Consider the following 22,746-nt stretch of genomic DNA (forward strand, 5'->3'; position numbering starts at 1 on the left):
ATAGACCGGTATCCTGATTTGCAAGGGAGGGGTTCTATGGCATCGACGGCGCAAGCTAACCTGAAAGGCAGCGCGCGACTGGGGAGCTACTTGAAGAAGTTGCGCACCGGTTACGGCTACTCGCTCCGCGGAGTCGAGGAGCGAGCCCGCGCCGATGGCGGCGAGATCGATAACTCGCAGCTCAGTCGCTACGAGAAGGGAATCTGTTACCCCTCGTTCGACAAACTCCGGGTCCTGGCCAATGTGTTCAACGTTTCGATCCAGTCGTTCTCCGACGTCGTGGATCTCGAGACGCTGGAGAACATCAAGCCGGCCCTCGGAGCTCCCGAAGACCTGATCGAGGAAGGCGTCGCCGCCCTCAAGTCGGGCGATCATGGCGCCGCATTCGCCCTCTTCGAACGTTCGATCGAGATCCTCGAAGAGGAACCGCCGGACGCGGAGCGACTCGCGATGATCGGACGCGCCCGGGTCAACCAGGCTGCCGCCCTCGCCCGACTCGGCAAGCTTGCCCTCGCCGAGCAGGAACTCCGCAACGCGTTGCGTCGGGCCGAAACCCTCGAACCCCGCCTGCGAACACGCGCACTTCTCGCACTTGCAAACATTCACGCCGACCAGGGCGACGGGTTCCTGGCGGAGATGGAAGCGGACAAAGCCCACACGCTGGCCACCGAGTCCGGTCTCGACCGGCTCGCTGCCATGGCACGACATATTGCCGCGCGAGTCCTCGGCGAGCTTGGACAATCGATGGCAGCGATCGAACGCTATCGTGAATCGGCTCAACTCTATGCCGCGTGTGGCGAGCAGTTCGAGGCCATTCGCGTGCGCATGAACATCGGCTCCCACTACGTGAAGCTCGGCAAGCTCCGCGAAGGGATCCGGATGCTTCGCGAGGCGCTTAACGAAGCCCGCGAAGGAGGCCATCGTCGTCTGGAAGCCTACGCCTGGAGCAAGATTGGCCAGTCGTACTACACACTGGAAGACCTGCGGCGAGCCCGTAGCTGCTTCCGTGAGTCGGATGCACTGGCCATCTACAACGGAGAGAAACAGTCCGATATTCTCTTCCTCAATTCGTTCTATGAGTGGCAAATCGCCGCACGAGATAACAATCCCACTCGGGAAAAGATCGCGTTCGGTCGACTCAAAGTGTTGCGTTCAAGCCTCGAACGGAGATTCCCCGAAGTCGATCAATTCGATGACTATGTTGAAAGGGGGCGAAACCATGCGTAATCGTGGATACAGCCTTTTGCAGACTCTCGTTATTGCCTCGGTACTGCTCGCGTCTTTCACCGGCGCGTGGGCCCGTTCCGGGCGCTTCGAAACACCTCGCCATTTTCGTGCCGGACTGTCGGACCACGGCTTGGTGGAGGTCGAAGCGGTCGCCCAGGATCAGGTTTGGGCCGCCTGGGCCCTACGCAACGGCCCCGAATACAACATCGCCGTCTCTCTGAGAGATGCGGACGGCACCTGGAACCCGGTGCGTCTGATCGGGTCCGACGATGGTCGGGATCAGCTCGACCCGACGCTCGCCGTAGATCGTCTAGGCAACCTCTATCTGGCGTACGCGTCTGAAGGCGGGGGCATCTCACTGACCGTTCGCGATCGAGACGGTCGATGGCAACGTGCCACCCAGATTTCCCCGATCGGCGTGGTCGCATCCCGACCCACACTTCAGATGCTCGGCGATCGGCTGATCCTGGCCTATGTGGTCGATGGCGTCGTCAAGATCGAAGAAGTCGATACGGACGCCGACGGTGGCGGGATGGTCCTTCATGACTTCGAGGATGGACCCGACCCGGTCGAGAAGGAAGACGACGGCACTGACGGCGACCCGGATGATGACTCCGAAGACGAAAAAGACGAGAGCGTCGGAGGCTTCGGACCTGCCGTTCGATAGTTCGCCCAGCTAACGAATCATGACAAGGAGCGACGCTCAGGCGTCGCTCCTTTTTTTGTGGCGTCGGTCTCAGAATCTCAGCATACTATCGTCTAACTTTCGTCTTCTTGTGACGGAATGGATTCCCGTAAGTGATTGACTTCATTGTTGGCTATCCCTATCATTGATCCGCTGGTGGTCCATAGTGGAGTGAAGTGGTCAAATAGCCTCTTGCTCCTGATGGCTTTCGCTTCGGGGCGGGGTGAGACCCCCGACATGGTGGCACGACATGTCGGTCGCCCGTTCCGGGGGGCTCGCCTGACTCCGACGGTTGGAAACAGATGCTGCGTGGTAACGCTCTCGCCAAGGTCGACGAGAAGGGGCGGCTCAAGATCCCGGCGTCGTTCCGTGCGGTGCTCGATCCCTCCTACGGCAAGGAATGTTTCGTTACCAGCATCGATGGTAACTCCGTTCGACTCTATCCCATGGAGACCTACGCCCAACTCGAGGAACGGCTGATCCAGGCGTCGACGCTCCAGCCCCTCGTCACTCGACTTCGAAACGCGCTGAATTACTTCGGCCAACGGGCCGCCATCGATGGTCAGGGCAGAGTCCTGATCCACCCCATGCTCCGAGAGTCCGCCGCCATCGACGGCGAAATCGCGGTGCTGGGTCAACAGAACTACCTCGAATTGTGGAACCGGGCCACGATCGAGGCAAGGCTACGTGATAACCCGCTTACTGATGATGAACTTCGGGAGTTGGCGGCACTGGGCTTCTAGCCGATTCCCGTAGAACAACCAGGGAACCTGAGGCGCTGCATGCTGCTGTCGCCGACGAGCGAGGAGAGCTTCGTGGCACCCGCCGAGACACATCGGCCGGTTCTGCTCGAGGAAGTCCTGGAGCTCCTCGCTCCGGCGCCTGGACAGATCTTTGTGGACGGAACGCTGGGACTCGGCGGTCACGCCGAGAAACTGCTCGAGGCGGTGGGACCGTCCGGCCGAGTTGTCGGGATCGACCGGGATAGCGAGGCTCTGGCGATGGCGACCGATCGGCTGTCCGACCATGCCGATTCCTTCATCCCCTGCCGAGGGGATCATGAGCGGATCCGTGGACTCCTTCAGGAACTCGAAATCGAGGCGGTCAACGGAATCCTGCTCGATCTCGGTGTGTCCTCGATGCAGCTCGACAAACCCGAGCGAGGGTTCTCTTTTCGCCATGACGCCCCCCTCGACATGCGCATGTCACCGGATGGCCCCGTGACCGCGGCGGATCTCCTTCGCGATACCGAGGAGGTCGACTTGCGGCGAATCCTCTGGCGATTTGGCGAGGAAAAAGGTGCCAACGCGATCGCCCGGGCCATCGTGCGTCGCCGGGAACAGAAGCCACTAACGAGGACGCTGGAGTTGGCGACACTGGTCGAGGACGTGCTGGGGCCCCGTGCGCGCCGCTACCGGATACATCCCGCCACGCGAACGTTCCAGGCGCTGCGCATCGCGGTCAACAACGAGATCGTTGGATTGACCGCAACCGTGCACGACGCGATTCGTTGTCTGGCACCCGGTGGCCGACTTGCCGTCATCGGCTATCACTCGCTTGAGAGTCGCGCCGTCAAGCATGCGATGCGAGACGACACGCAGCGCTGCCTCTGCCCGCGAGGTCTACCGGTCTGCGGGTGCGGCACGCCGGGTCTGGTCAAGCCTGTCACGAAGAGAGCGGTGCGGCCATCGTCGAGTGAGATCGATGAGAACCCACGATCGCGAAGCGCACAGTTGCGTGTGGTGGAACGCCTATGAAGACCACACAACCGACAAACGAACGTCGCTGGCGCAACGTCGGAGTGGTTCGAGAGCACGACTCGGCGAGGACGCTGCGCGCCTGGGGTCTCTGGGTGGCGCTCATCCTGGCCCTCGTCCCGTCCATCGTCTTCGTGCTGCAACGCAACCACAGCGTCGAGACACGGGTGCGCCTGAATGTCCTCCAACAACAGCTCGAGGAAGCCCGCAGAACCGAGCGGAGTCTCGCGATCGATTGGGCCGGGTTGTCGTCACCGGAAAAGATGGAGGCCTGGGCGTCAAAACAACGCAGCCTGATTCGACCGTCCTCTCGCGATGTGATCGCGGTCACTAAAGCACCTGACCCTACGGAAAACCTCGTCGCGGGGAAGACCCCTAGATGAACCGACTACAAATACGCCGCCTGACGGTCCTGGTCATCCTCGTCGGTATCGTTTCCGTTGGCATCGTCGCCCGCCTGTATCAACTGCAGGTTTCGCGACACGAGCGTTTCAAGGCACGAGCCGAGAACCAGCATGAAATTGATTTCCCGGTAGAGGCGACTCGCGGATCGATTCTCGATCGGCACGGACGCGTGCTCGCGATGAGCAAGCGACTCCACGTCGTCTACGCTCATCCCTGGAAAGTCGACGACCCGGAGACGACGGCCAGGACTCTCGCCGGGGTCCTCGACGAGCCTTACGTAAAGTTGCTGAAGAACCTGAAATCGCATGAAGACTTTGTCTACCTCAAGCATTTCATAGACGACGAGACCCGCCAGTTGGTCATCGACTCCGGTGTGGCCGTCAACGCGGATTCGCCCGTGTGGTTCCATCGAGAGTCGAAGCGTGTCTACCCCCACGAGCGTCTCGCGGTGCACGTCATCGGGTATTCCGGCACTGATCAAGAAGGCGTAGAGGGCATCGAGAAGAGTCTCGATGAAGTGTTACAGGGCGACCCGACAATCATCAGGGCACTACGGCTGGGAAATAGACAACTGCTTCGGCAGTCCGTCGAGGAGCCGGACCATTTGTCGCACGACGTCATCCTCACGATCGACCTGGATCTCCAGCACCTGGTGGAGATGGAGATCGACCGTGCTATCCGCACGACCGGCGCGCGCTCGGCGAGCATCATTCTTCTCGATCCGAAACGTGGCGATGTCCTTGCGATGGCGAATCGCCCGACGGCGAATCTAGCGAACTACTCGAAGTCATCGTTCGAGCAGCGTCGCAATCGAGCCGTGACGGACAATTACGAACCGGGGTCAACCTTCAAGTTCGTGACGATGGCCGCGGCATTCGATAGGGGCCTGCTCGACGAGCGAGAACTGGTGTTCTGCGAGAACGGGCTCTACATCGAGAACGGTCGCCGGATTCACGACATCACCAAGCGCGCGTACTTGACCCCGCAGGGGGTGCTGGAGAACTCCAGCAACATCGGCATTTCGAAGATCGCTCAGAAGCTGACCGACCGACAACTGCACTCGGCGATTCGTTCATTCGGATTCAGTCAGCGGACCGGCATCGAACTCCCCGGCGAGATGTTCGGAAGTCTGGCTCCCGTCGAGAGTTGGTCGGGCTACACGCACAGTTCCCTGTCGTTCGGCCAGGAAGTCGCCGTTACGGCCCTGCAGATGGCTGCAGGATTCGGAGTGCTTGCCTCCGACGGATCCTACGTGCCTCCACGGGTCGTGCTGGCCACGCGGAACGGCGACGGCGATTGGGATCGTACCGAGCGCCCCCGCCCCGAACGAGTCATTTCCGCCGAGACGGCGGGCAAGCTGCAGCGGATGCTTGAGGGTGTGGTCGCGAACGGCACGGGCAAGCGCGCACGGATTGACGAGTACCGGCTTGCCGGGAAGTCCGGCACGGCGCAGAAAACGGGGAAAGGCGGGTACTCCGAGACCGACTACGTGGCTTCCTTCGGCGGTTTTGGGCCGGTCGAAGACCCCCAACTGGTCGGCCTGGTCGTGTTGAACACGCCCAGCGGAGACGATCACCAGGGCGGGCGCGTCGCGGCTCCCGTCTTTGGTCGCATCATGCGTCTCGCCCTGAATCACCTGCGGGTTCCAGGAAGTCAGGCCGTTCGAATCTCGGCCCTGGACGACGCGCAGCCGGAGAGCTCGCGACTTGTGGCGGATCGGCAGGCCGCCACCCCGCTCCCCCGCGCCGATGTTGTACCGGACGTCCGGGGCTATTCGCTCCGTGACGCGATCGGGCATCTATCGGCGGTGGGAGTCCGCACGCGTGTCGAGGGCAGCGGCATCGTGGTCGCGCAGAACCCGGCACCGGGAACCGCATTGCGACCCAACATGGACTGTTGGTTGAGACTCTCGCGACAGACCGCAGGGGTGCAGCGATGAGTACGCGCGTCGCCACCCGTCTCTCACAGCTGCTCGACGCGGCCGGGGTCCAACCCATTGGAGCGACGGGTGCCGACCCGGATATCGTCGGTGCAACGCTGGACTCGCGAAACGTTCATCCCGGGTTTCTCTTCTTCGCGATTCAGGGGTTCGAGCAGAACGGCGAAGCATTCATCCCCGACGCCCTGGAGAGAGGCGCATCGGCCGTCGTCGCGGCGTCGGAGCGTCCGGACTGGGTAGGCAGCGACGTGGCGTGGGTACGTGTCGCCCAACCGCGATGTGCGGCGGGACCCCTATCTCGGCAGCTGTTCGATTGCCCGGACGAGGCGCTGACGCTGGTGGGAATCACCGGCACCAACGGCAAGACCACGGTCGCCCATATGGTCGAGGCGATGGCACTGGCCGCCGGCATGCGTGCGGGGCGCATCGGCACCGTCGGACATGCGTTCGCCGGACAGGAACGACCCTCCAGCCACACCACGCCGGAGGCGCCGGACTTCTATCGGCTGCTGGCGGAGATGCGTGATGAAGCCGTCGAACTTGTGGCGATGGAAGTGTCGTCCCACGCGTTGTCGCTTTCGCGTGTGGCGGGTGCTCGTTTTGCGACGGCATTGTTCCTCAACCTGACCCGTGACCATCTGGATTATCACGAAACCGAGGAATCGTACTTTGAGGCCAAGGCGCAGTTGTTTGCCGGACTTCGCGACGACGCGTGCGCGGTCCTTCCTTACGACGACGACCACACCGAGCGTCTGCGACAGATGACCGCTGCGCGAGTCGTGACGTTCGGCCGGTCCGAGCACGCAGATGTCCGACTTGTTAACGAGCACTGTGGGCTTGACGGGTCCTCGGCCGTGTTGTTGACGCCGTCGGGGAAACTCCCCATTCGTTCGTTCCTCCTCGGTCGCTTCAATCTCGACAATATCGCCGCCGCCGCCGCCTGCGCGCTGGCCAGTGGGATCCCGGCGGAAGCGATCGCGACCGGTGTTCTCAAAATGCAACCGGTTCCCGGACGGACCCAGCCGGTCGATGTCGGCCAGCCATTTGGAGTTCTCGTTGACTACGCGCATACCGAAGATGCTCTGGAGAATCTGTTGCGCGATCTACGCGACCTGACGCCGGGGCGTCTGAGCGTCGTTTTCGGCTGTGGTGGCAATCGTGACGCCGGCAAACGTGCCGGAATGGGTCGGATCGCAGCAGCAATTGCAGACGACGTCACGATAACTTCGGACAATCCAAGAGATGAGGACCCCGAGGCGATCATCGACGCCGTCTATTCCGGCGCGCAACGTGAGCGCACGAACAATCCACGAGAGATCACTCTCGATCGACAGACGGACCGGCGAGCCGCGATCCAGACGGCACTCGCCCGCGCGCAGTCCGGCGATGTGGTGGTGATCGCGGGGAAGGGTCACGAAACCGTTCAGATCGTCAGTGGGGAGAGACTGGAGTTCGACGATCACGCGGTCGCGACGGACGCACTGGCAGTCCTCGGCTGGGACGGAGGTGTCAATGCCTGAACTCAGGCTCGCCGATCTCGTCGAGGCGACCGGTGGTCATCTCGTGCGTGGCAACCCCGAGACGATCGTCGGCAGCTACGTCATCGATACCCGCCGCCTCGACTCTGGTGGCTGTTTTTTTGCGCTGAGTACGGGCAGGAAAGACGGGCATCTATTCCTGAACGAGGCCGCCAAATTCGGTGCGGCTGCCGCGGTCGTCGAACGCGCACCTGCCGACGACGAGAGCGCCCCCGAGGGGATCGTCCTGGTTCACGACACCCTCGAGGCTCTGACGAACTGCGGCGAGTGGATTCGCGGGCACTACGAGGATGTTCGTTGGCTGGCACTGACCGGCAGTAACGGAAAGACCACGACCAAGGAGTTGCTGGCCGCGGCGCTGAGTAACGAGCAGAACGTTCATCGGACACCCGGGAACTTCAACAACCACCTGGGCGTGCCGTTGACCCTCCTCTCAATGCCGGCCGACACCGACACCGCGGTCCTGGAGCTGGCGATGAGCGGGCCGGGAGAGATCGCCCACCTCATGCAGATGACCCGTCCCGACGTCGGGATGGTCACCAACGTTCGTGCCGCCCATCTCAATTCGTTTCAGTCGCTCGATGACATTGCCGCTGCAAAGGGGGAGCTTTATTCATGCCTGGACGACAGCTCGATTGCGATTGTCAATCTCGACGACGTGCACTGCCGAGTGCAAGCCACGAGACACCTTGGACCCAGAATCACGTTCGGCGCACATCCCGATGCCGATGTGCGAATCGGCGATGTGCAGAACCAACTGACCCCGGGCGTGGCTTTCTCCGTTCATCGTGGCGACTGGTCACGGAATGTTCAGCTGCGCCTGGTCGGTGCTCACGGAGCGTTTGACGCAGTCGCTGCACTTGCGGCTGCTCTTGCGGTCGGCGAGGACCTTGACGACGCATGCGAGAGGATGGAAAGGGTCGAGGCTGGACCGGGACGCGGGCAACTCCATCGACTCCGCGCCGAGATGCTGCTCGTCGATGACTCCTATAACAGCTCACCGTCGGCGCTCGCGTCAATGCTCGATCTCATTCGAGTCAACGAGGTTCCCGGGAAGAAGATCCTGGTCATGGGAGACATGCTCGAACTGGGACCCATGGAAGACGCGATGCATCGCGAGGCCGGCAAGCGGATCGCCGCCGCGGACATCGATGTTCTGGTCGCCGTGGGTCCGCTCTCGCGTCATTCGGCCGAGACAGCCCGTCGCTTCGGCGTGGAGCAGATCCACCACTTCAACGATTCTCGAAAGGCCGCCGCCGCCATCCCCGAAATGCTCGGCAGCGGAGACCTCGTCGTCGTCAAGGGTTCGCGTGGACTTCGAATGGAGACGATCGTTCGAACCATCCAGGAACAGTTTGAAGGGAGCGGCGCCTGATGTTCTATCACCTGCTTTACCCGCTTCACACCTGGTTCGGCGCGTTTAACGTCTTTCGTTACATCACGTTCCGTACCGCGATGGCGACACTCACCGCGCTGCTGGTCTCGCTGATCCTCGGACCGACCTTGATTCGAAAGCTGCGTCAGTTCCAGATCGGACAGGAGATTCGCGAGGAGGGGCCGTCCTCCCACCAGGCGAAACAGGGCACTCCGACCATGGGCGGTCTTCTGATCATCACGGCGATCGTCTTGCCGACCCTGCTATGGGCCGACCTTGGCAACGTTTTCGTATGGATCGTCGTCGTCGCGACCGTGCTGTTCGGCGCCATCGGCTTCGTTGACGACTACCTGAAAGTCGTCAAGAAGACTAATCTGGGTTTTACCGCCCGTCAGAAACTTCTGGCCCAGGTCGCCGTGTCGTTGGGGATCGGGTTCGCGCTCTACTGGCTGACGGACATCGGTCTCTTCACGACCGAGCTATCGCTCCCGTTCGTCAAGGGGCTGTCGCCGAATCTCGCCTGGTTCTATCCGGTGTTCGTCGTGATCGTGCTTGTGAGTGCGTCGAACGCCGTCAACCTCACCGACGGACTGGATGGCCTCGCCATCGGTTCGTCGTTGATCGCCTGGGCGACCTTTACGGTGCTGGTCTACGCCGCCGGTAACGCAGTCGTCGCCGAGTACCTCGGAATCACGAACGTCAAGGGCACCGCCGAACTGACGATCTTCTGTGGATCCGTCGTCGGCGCCAGCCTGGGTTTCCTGTGGTTCAACTGCCACCCCGCCGAGGTCTTCATGGGAGATGTCGGCTCGATGGCACTGGGCGGCGCGTTGGCGACGACGGCCGTCCTGATCAAGCAGGAACTGATCTTGATTCTCGTCGGTGGCCTGTTCGTCATCGAGGCAATGTCCGTGATCCTGCAGGTTGGATCGTTTCGGTTGAGGGGTCGTCGGATCTTCCGGATGTCTCCGATCCACCACCACTTTGAACTGTCAGGCTGGAGCGAGAGCAAGATCGTGATCCGTTTCTGGATCATCGCCCTGATCTTCTCGCTCCTGGCGCTTGCAACTCTGAAACTCCGATGACCGGGGGAATTACGACCGTGACCCGCATTGAGTCGAGTTCTGGAGTCCTCGAACTTGCGGGTACCCGTGTGCTCATCGTGGGCCTGGGAAGTAGCGGTCTGGCGGCCACACGACTGGCTGCGCGCCTCGGCGCCCGTGTCACTCTTAATGATCAGCGCGACGAGGGGGACGCCCCGGACCTGGCTTCAGACCTGGCCGGCATCGATGTTCGGCGTGTCCTCGGCGGCCACCCGCTTTCGTTGCTGGACGACTGCGACCTCATCGTGGTCTCTCCCGGTGTGCCGATGGCCATTCCCCTGCTTCAGACCGCCCTGGCCGGAGACATACCGGTCTGGAGCGAGATCGAATTGGCATCCCGTGTTTGCCGGGGGCGTGTCATCGCCGTGACCGGCTCGAACGGCAAGAGCACCGTGACGACGATGATCGGCAGCATTCTCTCCGCCGCCGGAATCGTCGGTGGTGTCGGCGGAAACCTGGCGACTCCATTCAGCACCATGCTCCAGCAAGACGGACCCGACGTCGTTCATTCCCTGGAACTCTCGTCGTTCCAGCTCGAGACCACCCACACGTTGGAAGCCGACGTCGCCGTACTGACGAATTTCACACCCGACCATCTCGATCGCTACGACGACCTCGCCGCCTATGGTGCCGCGAAGTCACGCCTGTTCGCGATGCAGTCTCCAGAGGGCGTCGCCGTCTTCAATGCCGATGATGAAGAATGGCCACGCTTCTCCCCGGCGGTCCGCGGGAGGATGTCCAGTTTCTCGGTTGCGGATCGAGACGATGCGGACGCAATCGTCCTCGACCGTAAGCTGGTGCTGCGGGAGGACGGGGGCCACGTCACGATCTGCGGGATAGACGAACTTACGGTTGTCGGATCCCACAACGTTGCCAACGCGCTGGCGGCGGTCATCGCCTGTCATCACGTCGGCGTGCAACCCGCCACAATTCGTGCGGGCTTGCTGGCCTATCGACCGCTGCCCCATCGCCTGGAACCGGTCCGAACCATGGGCGGTGTGGATTTCTATAACGACTCCAAGGCGACCAATCCCGACGCCGCGATTCGGGCGATCGAGGCGTTCCCCGATCGTCGGATCCACTGGATCCTCGGTGGCAAGGACAAGGACGGCGACTGGAATCCCGTCGTCGAGTTGCTGGCCCGAAGGGAATGTCGCGTCCTACTGATCGGCGACGCCGCCGAGATGCTCGCAAAACGTATCGGCACGGCTGCGCCGTTGATCCGCTGCGGTTCGATGGACGTTGCCGTACGCCAGGCCGCGGCGCTGGCCGCTGCGGGCGACGTGGTGTTGCTGGCTCCTGGCTGTGCGTCCTTTGACCAGTTCCTGAATTTCGAAGACCGCGGCGAACAGTATCGGATGCTGGTCCAGGCGCTGACCTCGATCGGAGGCCAGCATGCCTAGACGCGTCGTGTTCGATCACTGGTTGTTCTTCACCGTAGCGTTGCTGGCCATCTTCGGCGTCTTCATCGTCGGTAGCGCCTCGGGTTACATGGCGATGAGCGATCGTGGAGATCCGACCGCCTACCTACTCCGCCAGGGTGCGTTTCTTGTACTCGGAATGTTGATGCTCGTTGGTGCCATGAGTTTCCGTTACCAACGCCTGTCCTCCAAACCGCTCCTCCTCGGGTTATTCGCCGTCTGCGTGATCTCCCTCCTCACCGTCCTGGCGATGCCGGCGATCAACGGCGCGAGCCGCTGGATCCCGATTGGGCCATTACGGCTCCAGCCATCCGAATTCGTGAAAATCTTCTCCGTCATCTTCATGAGCTACATGCTCTCGCGGCGAGAAGCCGTTCTGAACGAGGCCCGCAAGTTCCTGTTGCCCTGTGGGATCGTTCTCGGGCTTCTTTGCTACCTGATCGTCATCGAGCCGGACCTGGGATCCGTGGTCCTCATCGGTGGTATCGCCGCAACGATGACTTTTGTTGCCGGACTGAAGTGGAAAAACGTGGCAATCGTCATGGCGCTCGGCGCAGTCCTGTTCGTCGCCATGATCGCCATCAAGCCCTATCGACAGGATCGTATCCACGACTATTTCGACACGCTGATCGACCCGTCGCTGAAGGCGGCGGGCGCGACCACACAACTCGGTCAATCGCTCATCGCGGTCGGTAGCGGCGGTGTTGGCGGAGTTGGTTTCGGGAGTGGCCAGCAGAAGGCGTTCTTCGTCTCGGACACTCACACGGACTTCATCTTCTCTGTGGTCGGTGAAGAGCTTGGCATGATCGGCGCCATCACGCTGCTGGGGGCCTACCTACTCATCTTCTGGCGAGGTCTGCGTACCGCTGCGCGCGCACCGGACCGGTTCGGCTTCTATCTGGCGCTTGGCATCACGCTCCTTCTGGTGCTGCAGAGCCTGGTCAATATGTGTGTCTGCCTCGGTCTGTTGCCGACCAAGGGTCTGACGCTTCCGTTTATTAGCTACGGCGGCTCGTCGCTCCTGGCGACGATGACCTCCGCGGGATTGCTGCTGAACGTCTCGCAGCAGTCAAATTGATGTGGATAAGCATGCAACACGAATCGTCATTGCCGGTGGGGGTACGGGGGGGCATCTCTTCCCTGCGCTCGCGATTGCCGACGAACTTCGACGTCGCACGACCTCCCGTGACATCGTTTTCATCGGCGGCAAACGCGGGCTTGAGGTGCGCCTCGTTCCGCTCGCCGGGTACCCGCTTCGAACCCTATCGATGGCGGGTATCAAGGGTCGCGGTGTTGTTGCGCGGGTCGGTGCGGGCTTTCTCGCCCTGGTGGCTGTGGTGCGCTGCCTGGGCTGGATGGTTCGACGCCGACCTGCTCTCGTTATCGGGGTCGGGGGTTATGCCTCCGGCCCCGCCGTTCTCGCCGCGTCGTTGCTCGGAATTCCGATCATGCTGATGGAACAGAACCACTTCCCGGGCGCCACGAACCGTCTGCTGGCCCGACGCGCCGCCGTCGTCTGCGTCCCATCGAATGCGGCACGAGAACGGCTTGGAGGGATCGGGGTCGTCACCGGCAACCCCGTCCGCGCCGAGTTCTTCCGCGCGCAGGACAATCCCGGCGGAGACCCGCTTCGCCTCCTGATCTTCGGGGGCAGCCGTGGCGCACACTCGATCAACATGGCGATGGGTCCGGTGGTTCGTGGACTCGCGAATACGGAGAACCCGCCCCGGGTCGTTCATCAGACTGGACAGAACGATCTGGCGACCGTTCGAGGCTTCTACGAGACGTACCCGTCGGACCGGTTCGAGGTCCATCCGTTCCTTGACGATATGCCGGAGAGATTGGCCGCGGCGGACCTGATCGTCTGCCGAGCCGGTGCCATGACTCTCGCGGAACTGGCAGCGGCCGGTCGAGCGGCAATCCTGATTCCCTACCCACATGCAGCCGACGATCATCAGAGACACAACGCGCAGACGGTCGTCGATGCCGGTGCAGCGCGAATGATCGCCGACGATCGACTCGAGACGGAAGAACTTGAGGATCAACTCAAGGAGCTGCTGGCGGACCCCGAGGCTCTCGGACGGATGGGAGACGCAGCTCGGCGTCTGGCCCACCCGGACGCGACGACCCGCATCACCGATCTGGCCGAGTCTCTGATTCATGGCGAGGAGGTCGGCAACCGTGTTTCGTAAGGCTCAGCGCATCCACTTCGTCGGCATAGGCGGCTCTGGTATGAGCGGCATCGCCGAGGTTGTGGCCAATCTGGGGTACCCGGTCTCCGGCTCCGATCTCGCGACGAACCCGTCCACGCGAAGACTCAAGAAGCTAGGAGCCGATGTCCATCGTGGGCATCAATCGCGCTATGTTCAGGATGCCGATGTGGTGGTGATCTCCTCCGCGGTGAAGGAAGACAACCCCGAAGTTGTCGAGGCTCGTCGCCTCGCCATCCCGGTGATCCCCCGCGCAGAGATGCTCGCCGAACTGATGCGTCTCAAGTACGGCGTCGCCGTCGCAGGGTCTCACGGCAAGACCTCAACGACCGCCATGGTCGCCGAGGTGCTCGATGCCGGAGACCTGGACCCGACGGTCGTGATCGGCGGTCGCGTCGGAAAACTTCGATCCGGCGCGAAGCTGGGTCAAGGGGACGTGATGGTCGCGGAGGCCGACGAGTCGGACGGTTCGTTCCTCAAGATGAAGCCGACCATCGCGGTCGTCACCAATATCGATCGCGAGCATCTCGATCACTATTCCGGGCTCGCCGAGATCCAGGACTCGTTCGTCACTTTTCTCTCGCGTGTCCCGTTCTATGGTGCGGCGGTCGTCTGCCTGGACGACCCGAACGTGCGGGCGATTCTCCCCCGAGTCGATCGCAAGGTCATCACGTATGGCCTGACCAGCGACGCGGACGTCGTCGCCACCGATGTAGAGATCGAGGGGTTCAAGACTCGGTTCACCGTGATCGCAGACGGCGAGACGCTCGGACGGATCACGCTCAAGACACCGGGTCGTCATGCGGTCCTCAACAGCCTCGCCTCCATCGCCGTCGGGCTGGAGTTCGATCTTGAGTTCAAGGCAATCGCCAATGCGCTCCGCGGCTTCCGTGGCGTCGATCGACGGATGCAGTTTCGAGGCGAGATCGATGGGGCGCGCGTTGTGGATGACTACGGTCACCATCCGACCGAGATCGAAGTCACGCTCGCCGCCATCCGCGACGGCTTCGGGGCACGAACCATTGCCGTCTTTCAGCCCCATCGATTCAGCCGCACCGCGGCCCTACTCGAAGAGTTCGGCCGGGCGTTCTTCCTGGCGGATCACGTGATCGTCACGGATATCTACGCTGCCGGTGAAGCCCCGATCGATGGCATCGACGGCAAGCGGGTCGCGGACGAGATCCGACGCCAAGGTCATGAGTCTGTCCAGCACATTCCCGATCACGAAACGGTTGTCCGCGATCTTCGCAAGCGACTCCAGGATGGCGATGTCATTGTCACGCTGGGTGCGGGCGATGTCTGGAAGATCGGTGACACCCTGGTGCGCCAACCGCGGATCGTCCGTAGCAAGCGAGCGACGTGATGGCGATCCGCCGCCCCATCCTCGCCGAGCCGGATCATCGCTATCTGCGACGACGAGCCAATCGTCGTGTGCGAAAGCAGCGCCTGACGCGCAACCTGTTCCGATTCATGATGGTCGCTACGGTCAACGCCATCATCGCCAGCATCGTGATCTACGCGGCGTTCCGTGGGGTCGATCACTTCTTGCGAAGTGACGAATTTGCTCTGGAGCGCATCGAGCTTCGCGGCGTCGAGCACGGTTCCGCCGAAGCGCTACACACGCGATTGGCACCGTTCAATGGTCGCAATCTGTTCTACCTATCGCTCGACGACATAGAGCACACGTTGCAGCGGGATCCATGGGTTCGTGAGGCTTCGGTCAAGCGCATGTTGCCGAGGGCGATGCGGATCTCGATAACCGAGCGAGAACCGGTCGCGTGGGTGTTGCTCCATGGGGTTCCGCACATGATCGACGAGACCGGTTTTGCGATCGGGCCGGCGGATACCGCGTCAGACACAAATCTACCCGTCATCACCGGAGTCGACGGCCTGCCACGCGAACAGCTGCTCGAGAGAATACGAATGGGTGTGAGTCTGGTCGAACGACTCAACCGTACATCGCCGGTTTTCGCTGCGCAGGTGTCGGAGCTTGACCTCTCCTCGAGGGATCGTGTGGTCGCACGCACATCCGACGGAGGTCCTCCCCTGCTGCTCGATCCCGAACAAGTCGAGCGCAACGTAAACACTTATCTCGGTCTCCGAAGCGAGATCGCCCATCGCGTTGGCCCGGCACGTTACGTGGACCTGCGCTGGCGCGACCGAATTGCCGTCATGCCAAATTCAAAGAACCGATTTCAAGAGGGCACATGAGTATGGGAAAGAATGGCCGAAACGTCGTAGGACTCGACATCGGAACGAGCCAGGTCTGCTGCATCGTCGGCGAGATGCTCCCCGAGGGTGGGATGCAAATTGTCGGCCTTGGTGAGGCCGTCTCCCGCGGATTGCGCAAGGGTGTGGTCGTCAACATGGACGCCACGGTCGACGCGATCAAGGCCGCCGTGGAGGAGGCCGAACTGATGGCCGGCATCACCATCAACGAGGCCACCATCGGAATTGCGGGGGGCCACATCCGTTCGTTCAACAGCCGCGGCGTCATCGCGGTGGGCGGACGCGAGCGTGTCGTCGGGCAGGACGACATCAACCGCGTGATGGAGGCGGCACGCGCCGTGAGCATCCCGCAGGATCGCGAGATCCTTCACGTCCTGCCACAGGAGTTCGTCCTCGACGATCAGGGCGGAATCCACAGCCCGGTGGGACTCGTGGGATCCCGACTCGAGGCCAACGTCCACGTGATCACGGCGGCGTCGACCTCGATCCAGAACCTGGTGAGCTGCACCAACCGGGCCGGCATCGAGGTGCAGGACACGGTCCTTCAACAGTTGGCCATCGCCGAGGCGACTCTCAGCGATGACGAACGCGAGCTGGGGGTTGCGGTCATCGATATCGGAGGTGGCACCACTGACCTCGCTATCTTCGAACGAGGCTCGATCTGGCATACGGCCGTTCTCCCGGTCGGTGGGGATCACTTCACCAACGATCTGGCGGTCGGCCTGAGGACGCCGATCCCCGACGCGGAGCGACTGAAAAAGAAATATGGCTACGCGCTGAGCGGTCTCGTCGATCAGCAGGAGGCCATCGAGGTTCCCACCGTCGGAGGGCGGAAACCCCGACTCCTGTCGTATCAGGTGCTGGCCGATATCCTGCAGCCCCGGGCGGAAGAGCTCTTCGCCCTGTTCCGGGACGAGATCCAGCGGGCAGGGTTCGACCGAACGCTCAACGCCGGAGTCGTTTTGACCGGCGGCGGCAGTCTCCTACCCGGCATGACCGAGATCGCCGAACAGGCCTTCGACATGCCGGTCCGTCTAGGACAGCCCCTCGGTGTCGAGGGGTTCATCGAGCCGAATGCCGGGCCGCAATACGCGACCTCGATCGGGATGGGTTGCTGGAGTGCGAAGCACACCACGGTGTCGACACGACGTCGACTGCCCATGAGCATGCCGCAGGGTGTCGTGCGAAATGTCGGAGGTCGATTCAGGGCGTGGATTTCTGAAATGTTCTGAGCGGTTTCGGGTGATAATGGCGCGGGGAATCCGTGCGTGACCGGGAGATCTAGATGATCACATTGGATGACAAGAAAGACAACGGGCAGGAGATGGAGATTTCCATCGACGATGCGCAGATCAATCGCGCGATGATCAAGGTCGTCGGGGTCGGCGGTGGTGGAGGAAATGCGGTCAACCGTATGATCACCTCCCGTGTCGAGGGCGTGGAGTTCCTTGTCGCCAACACCGATTGCCAGGCGCTCCACTCCAACCTGGCGACGCGCAAGCTGCAGCTGGGAGCCAAGCTCACCAAGGGGCTCGGAGCCGGCGGAAACCCAGAAGTGGGCCGCAGTTCCGCGCTGGAAGACACCGAACAGGTGCTCGAGGGGCTCTCCGGGGCCGATATGGTGTTTGTCACCACGGGCCTGGGCGGCGGGACCGGCACCGGTGCCGCACCGATTATCGCCAATTTGGCCAAGGAACTGGGCGCTCTGGTGGTCGCCGTGGTGACTCTGCCGTTCAATTTTGAGGGCCGGCGGCGCCGGATGCAGGCTGAAGAGGGTCTGAACGAGCTTCGTCAGGTCGTCGATACGGTGATCACGATTCCCAACGACAAGTTGCTTCACACGGTCGAGACCGGAACGCCGATGAACGAGGCGTTCATGATCGCCGACGACATCCTTCGACAGGCGGTCCAGGGGATCTCCGACCTGATCACGGTTCCCGGCGAGATCAACCTCGACTTCGCCGACGTCAAGTCGGTGATGTCCGGAATGGGCATGGCGTTGATGGGCACGGGCATCGCCGATGGCGAACATCGTGCGGTCGAGGCGGCCCAACGAGCGGTCTCGTCACCGCTGCTGGAAGAGGCATCGATCCACGGCGCCAAGGGTGTTTTGATCAACATCAGTGGTGGAGAGGATATGTCGCTCCACGAGGTCTCGGAATCCGCACGGATCATTCAGGAGGCCGCGGATCCCGACGCCAACATCATCTTCGGTACGGTGATCGATCGGGCCCAGCAGGGAACCGTCAAGGTGACCGTCATCGCGACGGGGTTCATGGGGGATTCCACCGCCGAACGGCTGCCTCAGCACACGTCGGCGGCACCGACGCCGTCTGCCTACCCCAGTGTGGAGATGGCGGCTCCCATGGCCGCGACACCACCGAAGGCCCCAGCGGAGCCGTCCGTCAGCGCGGCACCTTCAAGAGAAGAGCGAGTCTACAACCCGGATCTGTCCCAGAGTCTCGAGTTTGACTCCAACGACGACGGGTTCACTCCTAACTTCTCGAAAATGAAGGATGATCTGGACGTCCCGGCGTTCCTCCGAAAACAGATGGACTGATCAAGGACCCGACGCTCTACCGAGCGAAGGATTTGGGTCGAATCCGGGTGGAACGGAATGCCTGCAGCCACGCACCGATCAGACCTGCCACGAGAATAGCGACGATCCAGTCCCCCGTTCGCGAATAGGTCGTCGGTCGTGCCGAGCGGCGGATGTCGCGAACCTCGACGCCCTCGACATAGGTATCGGTGGCCTGGTACATCCGCCCGCGCGCGTCGTAGAAACCCGAGATTCCGGTATTGGCCGCCCGCACGAAGTCACTCCGCGTCTCGACCGCTCGCATGCGTAAGGCATCCGCCTGATGCTGCTGGAATCGAGTGCGTCCCCACCACGCGTCGTTGGTGATCACGACGCCGAACTCTGCTCCGTCCTGTTTCATGCGTCGCGACAGCGTGGGAAAGAGTTGTTCGAAACAGACGACGACACCGGCCCGCACGCCGTGAACATCGACCGGTGCCAGATCCGGCCCCGGCTCGAAGCCGCCTGCCAGCCACTTCCACTCCCCCTCCTTCCCGTCGACGAATCTCCCCAGGAGTGAGCGGAAGGGCGTCCGTTCGGCAAACGGCACCAGATACCGTTTGCCGTACCAGCTGGGCTGCAAGCCGCCGGAGGGATCAACCGCCATCGCCGCGTTGAACAGGTCGTAGTCCTCGCGGGTTCGCACTCTCACGTATTCCGCACCGAACAGGATCGTCACATCCAGTTCGCGGGCGAGGGCGGCGACGTCGTCGGCGCGATAGGTGCTGTCGTGCTGCAGCCAGTGGTAGACCGGGCCGGGCCGCGCGGACTCGGGCCAGACGATCCAGCTCGCTCCGTCCTGCCTGGCCTGCCGACTCAATCGAGCCAGTGTCTCGAACTGTCGGGTCGAGGTGGCTTCGTCGTGTTTCTCGTCGATGGGGATGTTGGGCTGGACGATGGCGACCCGTAGGGACTCGCCCTCGGGCAGTGGACGAACCCAACACCATGCGTCGTAGGACAGCACCACGACCAGGAGGAGTCCCAACGCCATCCGTGGCCGACGGAAATCGCCGTCTCGAGCCGCCAGGAAACCGTCGTAGATCAACCCGTTGACCGCCAGGGCGAATGCGCCGACCCCGTAGGGTCCGACCGTGTCGGCGATCTGAATGAGAAACGGGTACTGGGCGACGGTTAGCCCGACATGATCGCCGCTCATCCTCAAGTCACCAAACGTCTGCAACCATTCGACGGGGATCCAGGTGGCCGGAAGCAGGATGCCGTAGCCCAGGCCGGTGCGTCGTCTTAACCACCCGATCCAGGTCACCGTCAGACCGACCCGCAGTGCAATGAGCAGGACGAACCCCACGTAAAGCGGGATCGCCAGCCAGGAGATCCGAACGACCGCCAGGAAGAAGTGGGCGGCGATCGCGAAACCGACCGTCCCGAACAGGATGCCACCCCAGAGTCGGCTGGACGTGGAGCGAGTCGATGCGTCGTCGAGCCACCGCAGCAACGGCAGGAACGCCACGAACGGCAGGAGCGGCACCGGTACGTAGAACGACGCTCCAAGAAGGAGACCTGCCAGGACAGGACCACGGACCCACGCACTCCGAGATGTGTTTGACGAACTCACGGCGGATCATGCTACCGCGGAATCGTCGATTACGATCGAGCATGGATCGTGCGGTCGGCTGGGTTTAAGATGGGGCCCATCATGGATTCACTCACCGAGATCGAGATCAAGCTGGCGTTTCCCTCCGTTGCGGAGGCGCTGGAGAAGATTCGGGCGTTGGGCGCCGTCGAAGGGGCACCCAGAGTTTTCGAGGACAACCTTCTCTTCGAGCATGACGATCATCCGGTGCGCGAGAATGGACAGACCCTGAGATTGCGACGGGCCGGGAGCCGATCGATCCTCACCCTCAAGTCGAAGGTCAAGGGCGAGTTCCGCCACAAGGTTCGCCTCGAAGACGAGACCGCCGTCGCCGACGGTGACGCGATCGAGCGGGTCTTTCTGGGGCTCGGCTTTCGACCGAGTTGGCGCTATCAGAAGTTCCGGACGACCTTCCGACTCGACGATCTTCAGATCTATCTGGATGAGACCGCGCTGGGTTGTTACGTGGAGCTCGAGGGACCCGGGGACCTGATCGACGCGGCGGCGGCCCGACTGGGCTATGGCCCGGAGAGTTACATCAAGGCGAGCTACCGTCGCCTCCAGGAGAGCGTTCATCGTGAGCAGGGAACAGAGCCCGGCGATCTCCTGATCGCGGAGGAAGATCGCCCATGAGGGCGATGCTTCTGGCCGCGGGGTTGGGACGCCGGCTGGCTCCACTCACCGACCGCTACCCGAAACCGACGATTCCCGTCCTCGGGCGACCGATGCTGCTGCAGCAACTGGCCCGACTGGAACGAGCGGGATGCGACCGTGTGGTCATCAACGAACATCACCTTGGCCAGGTGATCCGTCAGACCGTCGCACGCTCCGAGTATGTCGACGGACCGATGGAGATCCTCTTCTCCCATGAACCGGTATTGCTGGGAACCGCCGGTGGATTGCGGAACGTCGCCGACCAGTTGCGGGGCGACGGTCCGATCCTGGTCCTCAACGCCGACTTCGTCTCCGACATCGATATCCGCTGGGCCTACGACGCCCACATGGACTCCGACGCCGCCGCGACACTCGTCACCGGTCCCAGGCGTGAAGGCTACTCGAACCTGGACGTCGATGGGTTGGGCCGAGTCCACTCGATCGCCGGCGAACCGCCGACGGCCGAAGGTGTCTCCTGCGAACAGGAGATGTTCACGGGCTGTCATGTGCTCGATGAGTCGCTTCTGGAGCGAATCCCCTTCGGCATGCCGTGCGAAATCGTCCCGACGCTCTATCGACCGCTTGCGGCAGAAGGACGATTGGGATCCGTTCTGCATCGCGGGTTCTGGTGGGACGTCGGCTCGCCACGGGCCTACCTCGATGGGTCGTTGCAACTCATGGCGGCGTTGGCCGAGCAGGAACTCGAGATCGGCGAACACGATGGGATCCATCACGAGGAGGACGCCCTGGTCTGTCGCGGAGCCGGTGCGGACGTGGATAGCACGGCGACACTTCGTGGACAGGTCGCCGTCGGCTTCGCGACCCGCGTCGGCGAAGAGAGTTTCGTGGAGAACTCGATCCTCATGCCGGAGACCTGGGTGGGACCCCGCTGCCGACTGACCCGTTGTGTGGTGACCACCGGTGTCGAACTCCCCGCGGGGTTCGAGATGACCGATGGATGGATCGTCGCCGACGACGGCATACCGCCGGCCGATCGTGGAAACTGGCGGCAGGAAGGCACCCTCGCCATACGGTCCCTGGCCCCCGAGACCTAGACGATGCGTTCGGAGGTTCAGGCCATCTTCGGTCGACCCGATGGATCGACGAGACTCGTTGGCGTCGAAGCGATGGCCGGTGACGCCTCCACCCGTCGATTCCATCGCTGCCGGCTGGACGAGGGTCAAGACGTCGTGGTCATGGACTACGGGACCCCGTTCAAGGGTGAGACCGACGATCTGCGGCTACAACGAATTTTCGTCGATGCAGACCTTCCCTGTGCAGAGGTCCTGTCGGTTCACCCCGACCCCGGCTGCGTCGTGTGGGCCGATCTGGGTCAACTCACTCTCGAAGCATCCTTGCGACGATCGACGAGACGGCCCGATTGGTTGGCGGCGGTTCAGCTGGCGGCCCGGATCGCCGACCAGGGCACTCCGGTCCTGGCCGGTTCCGATCTTCGAAACGGTCCCCGTCTCGACGGAACGCGCTTTCGACGGGAGATGGACTTCTTCGTCACCCACTTTATCGGTGGCCACCTAAACGTCCAGCCTCCGGCGGCAATCCTCACGCCGCTTCTTCATCGTCTGGCCGATGAGGCCGGACGATGCCCGCAGCCGGTGCTCTGTCACCGCGATTTCCACTCACGAAATATCGTGCTGTCCGATGGCGGCGATCTGGCGCTGGTCGATCTGCAGGATGCCTGTTGGGGGCCGGACAGCTACGACCTGGCGTCGTGGCTGTATGACGCCTACTTCGATCGACCGGACGATTGGGTGTCGGTGGGTATCGAGACGTTCGTTCGAGATCGTCTCGATGCCGACGAGGTCCCTCGGTTCCAGGAACGGCTCGAGCCGGTGGCCGCACAGAGAATGTTGAAGGCACTGGGAACTTTCGGCTTCCAGGCCGCGTCCCGTGGGGAGCCACGATATCTCGAGGGGGTTCCGCGGACGGTCTCCCGTCTCCGAACGTTGCTTCCGCGGTTTCCGCTGGGAGAAGAGATCCTGGCGATCCTCGATCCGATCTTCCCCTGAGATCGGA

20 protein-coding genes are annotated in these 22,746 nt (G+C 62.4%); 19 read left to right on the forward strand and 1 reads right to left on the reverse strand.

Features of this window, described 5'->3' with window-relative positions:
* Nucleotides 1–36: 36 nt before the first annotated feature.
* From OES25_12130 to ftsZ, 16 genes are all read left to right on the forward strand, one after another.
* Nucleotides 37–1,227 (forward strand): helix-turn-helix domain-containing protein, encoded by a 1,191-nt coding sequence (locus OES25_12130; protein ID MDH3628383.1) that lies wholly within the window; start codon nucleotides 37–39, stop codon nucleotides 1,225–1,227.
* The gene (locus OES25_12135) at nucleotides 1,220–1,894 is read left to right on the forward strand and encodes a hypothetical protein (GenBank protein MDH3628384.1); all 675 of its coding nucleotides are present in this window, start codon (nucleotides 1,220–1,222) and stop codon (nucleotides 1,892–1,894) included. Before OES25_12130 ends, OES25_12135 begins: the two co-directional genes overlap by 8 nt.
* Before the next feature lie 320 nt (nucleotides 1,895–2,214).
* Entirely contained in the window at nucleotides 2,215–2,655 is a 441-nt protein-coding gene (locus tag OES25_12140; GenBank protein ID MDH3628385.1) for a division/cell wall cluster transcriptional repressor MraZ, read from the forward strand.
* A gap of 39 nt (nucleotides 2,656–2,694) precedes the next feature.
* Nucleotides 2,695–3,669, forward strand: coding sequence for a 16S rRNA (cytosine(1402)-N(4))-methyltransferase RsmH (gene rsmH / locus OES25_12145; GenBank protein MDH3628386.1), 975 nt, complete (start codon nucleotides 2,695–2,697; stop codon nucleotides 3,667–3,669).
* On the forward strand, nucleotides 3,666–4,052 hold the full coding sequence (locus OES25_12150; protein MDH3628387.1) for a hypothetical protein: 387 nt from the start codon (nucleotides 3,666–3,668) through the stop codon (nucleotides 4,050–4,052). The genes rsmH and OES25_12150 overlap by 4 nt, the downstream gene beginning before the upstream one ends.
* Nucleotides 4,049–6,013: a transpeptidase family protein gene (locus OES25_12155; protein MDH3628388.1), complete on the forward strand. Its 1,965-nt coding sequence runs from the start codon at nucleotides 4,049–4,051 to the stop codon at nucleotides 6,011–6,013. The genes OES25_12150 and OES25_12155 overlap by 4 nt, the downstream gene beginning before the upstream one ends.
* On the forward strand, nucleotides 6,010–7,533 hold the full coding sequence (locus tag OES25_12160) for a UDP-N-acetylmuramoyl-L-alanyl-D-glutamate--2,6-diaminopimelate ligase (protein MDH3628389.1): 1,524 nt from the start codon (nucleotides 6,010–6,012) through the stop codon (nucleotides 7,531–7,533). The genes OES25_12155 and OES25_12160 overlap by 4 nt, the downstream gene beginning before the upstream one ends.
* The gene (gene murF, locus OES25_12165) at nucleotides 7,526–8,926 is read left to right on the forward strand and encodes a UDP-N-acetylmuramoyl-tripeptide--D-alanyl-D-alanine ligase (protein ID MDH3628390.1); all 1,401 of its coding nucleotides are present in this window, start codon (nucleotides 7,526–7,528) and stop codon (nucleotides 8,924–8,926) included. The genes OES25_12160 and murF overlap by 8 nt, the downstream gene beginning before the upstream one ends.
* Complete coding sequence (gene mraY, locus OES25_12170; protein MDH3628391.1) at nucleotides 8,926–10,011, forward strand: phospho-N-acetylmuramoyl-pentapeptide-transferase; 1,086 nt, start codon at nucleotides 8,926–8,928, stop codon at nucleotides 10,009–10,011. Before murF ends, mraY begins: the two co-directional genes overlap by 1 nt.
* Nucleotides 10,008–11,432 (forward strand): UDP-N-acetylmuramoyl-L-alanine--D-glutamate ligase, encoded by a 1,425-nt coding sequence (gene murD / locus OES25_12175; protein ID MDH3628392.1) that lies wholly within the window; start codon nucleotides 10,008–10,010, stop codon nucleotides 11,430–11,432. Before mraY ends, murD begins: the two co-directional genes overlap by 4 nt.
* Complete coding sequence (gene ftsW, locus OES25_12180; protein MDH3628393.1) at nucleotides 11,425–12,528, forward strand: putative lipid II flippase FtsW; 1,104 nt, start codon at nucleotides 11,425–11,427, stop codon at nucleotides 12,526–12,528. Before murD ends, ftsW begins: the two co-directional genes overlap by 8 nt.
* 1 nt (nucleotide 12,529) lies before the next feature.
* The gene (murG, locus tag OES25_12185) at nucleotides 12,530–13,642 is read left to right on the forward strand and encodes an undecaprenyldiphospho-muramoylpentapeptide beta-N-acetylglucosaminyltransferase (GenBank protein MDH3628394.1); all 1,113 of its coding nucleotides are present in this window, start codon (nucleotides 12,530–12,532) and stop codon (nucleotides 13,640–13,642) included.
* Nucleotides 13,632–15,023, forward strand: coding sequence for a UDP-N-acetylmuramate--L-alanine ligase (gene murC / locus OES25_12190; GenBank protein MDH3628395.1), 1,392 nt, complete (start codon nucleotides 13,632–13,634; stop codon nucleotides 15,021–15,023). The genes murG and murC overlap by 11 nt, the downstream gene beginning before the upstream one ends.
* Nucleotides 15,023–15,871: an FtsQ-type POTRA domain-containing protein gene (locus tag OES25_12195; GenBank protein ID MDH3628396.1), complete on the forward strand. Its 849-nt coding sequence runs from the start codon at nucleotides 15,023–15,025 to the stop codon at nucleotides 15,869–15,871. Before murC ends, OES25_12195 begins: the two co-directional genes overlap by 1 nt.
* Nucleotides 15,868–17,121, forward strand: a complete 1,254-nt coding sequence (gene ftsA, locus OES25_12200) for a cell division protein FtsA (GenBank protein ID MDH3628397.1) — start codon at nucleotides 15,868–15,870, stop codon at nucleotides 17,119–17,121. The genes OES25_12195 and ftsA overlap by 4 nt, the downstream gene beginning before the upstream one ends.
* 92 nt (nucleotides 17,122–17,213) lie before the next feature.
* Nucleotides 17,214–18,449 (forward strand): cell division protein FtsZ, encoded by a 1,236-nt coding sequence (ftsZ, locus tag OES25_12205; GenBank protein ID MDH3628398.1) that lies wholly within the window; start codon nucleotides 17,214–17,216, stop codon nucleotides 18,447–18,449.
* A gap of 16 nt (nucleotides 18,450–18,465) precedes the next feature.
* On the opposite strand, the gene lnt is transcribed toward ftsZ, so the two are convergent.
* Nucleotides 18,466–20,040, reverse strand: a complete 1,575-nt coding sequence (gene lnt / locus OES25_12210) for an apolipoprotein N-acyltransferase (protein ID MDH3628399.1) — start codon at nucleotides 20,038–20,040, stop codon at nucleotides 18,466–18,468.
* Between the two features lie 81 nt (nucleotides 20,041–20,121).
* On the opposite strand from lnt, the gene OES25_12215 reads away from it, so the two are divergent.
* The 3 genes from OES25_12215 to OES25_12225 are packed head-to-tail and all read left to right on the forward strand — an operon-like array spanning nucleotide 20,122 to nucleotide 22,739.
* Complete coding sequence (locus OES25_12215) at nucleotides 20,122–20,691, forward strand: class IV adenylate cyclase (protein ID MDH3628400.1); 570 nt, start codon at nucleotides 20,122–20,124, stop codon at nucleotides 20,689–20,691.
* Entirely contained in the window at nucleotides 20,688–21,767 is a 1,080-nt protein-coding gene (locus tag OES25_12220; GenBank protein MDH3628401.1) for a sugar phosphate nucleotidyltransferase, read from the forward strand. Before OES25_12215 ends, OES25_12220 begins: the two co-directional genes overlap by 4 nt.
* Nucleotides 21,768–21,770: 3 nt before the next feature.
* Nucleotides 21,771–22,739 carry a phosphotransferase gene (locus OES25_12225; protein MDH3628402.1) on the forward strand — a complete coding sequence of 323 codons (969 nt, stop codon included), beginning with the start codon at nucleotides 21,771–21,773 and terminating at the stop codon, nucleotides 22,737–22,739.
* Nucleotides 22,740–22,746: the final 7 nt, after the last annotated feature.

This window comes from Acidobacteriota bacterium, assembly GCA_029861955.1.
GTDB lineage: Bacteria > Acidobacteriota > Polarisedimenticolia > Polarisedimenticolales > Polarisedimenticolaceae > JAOTYK01.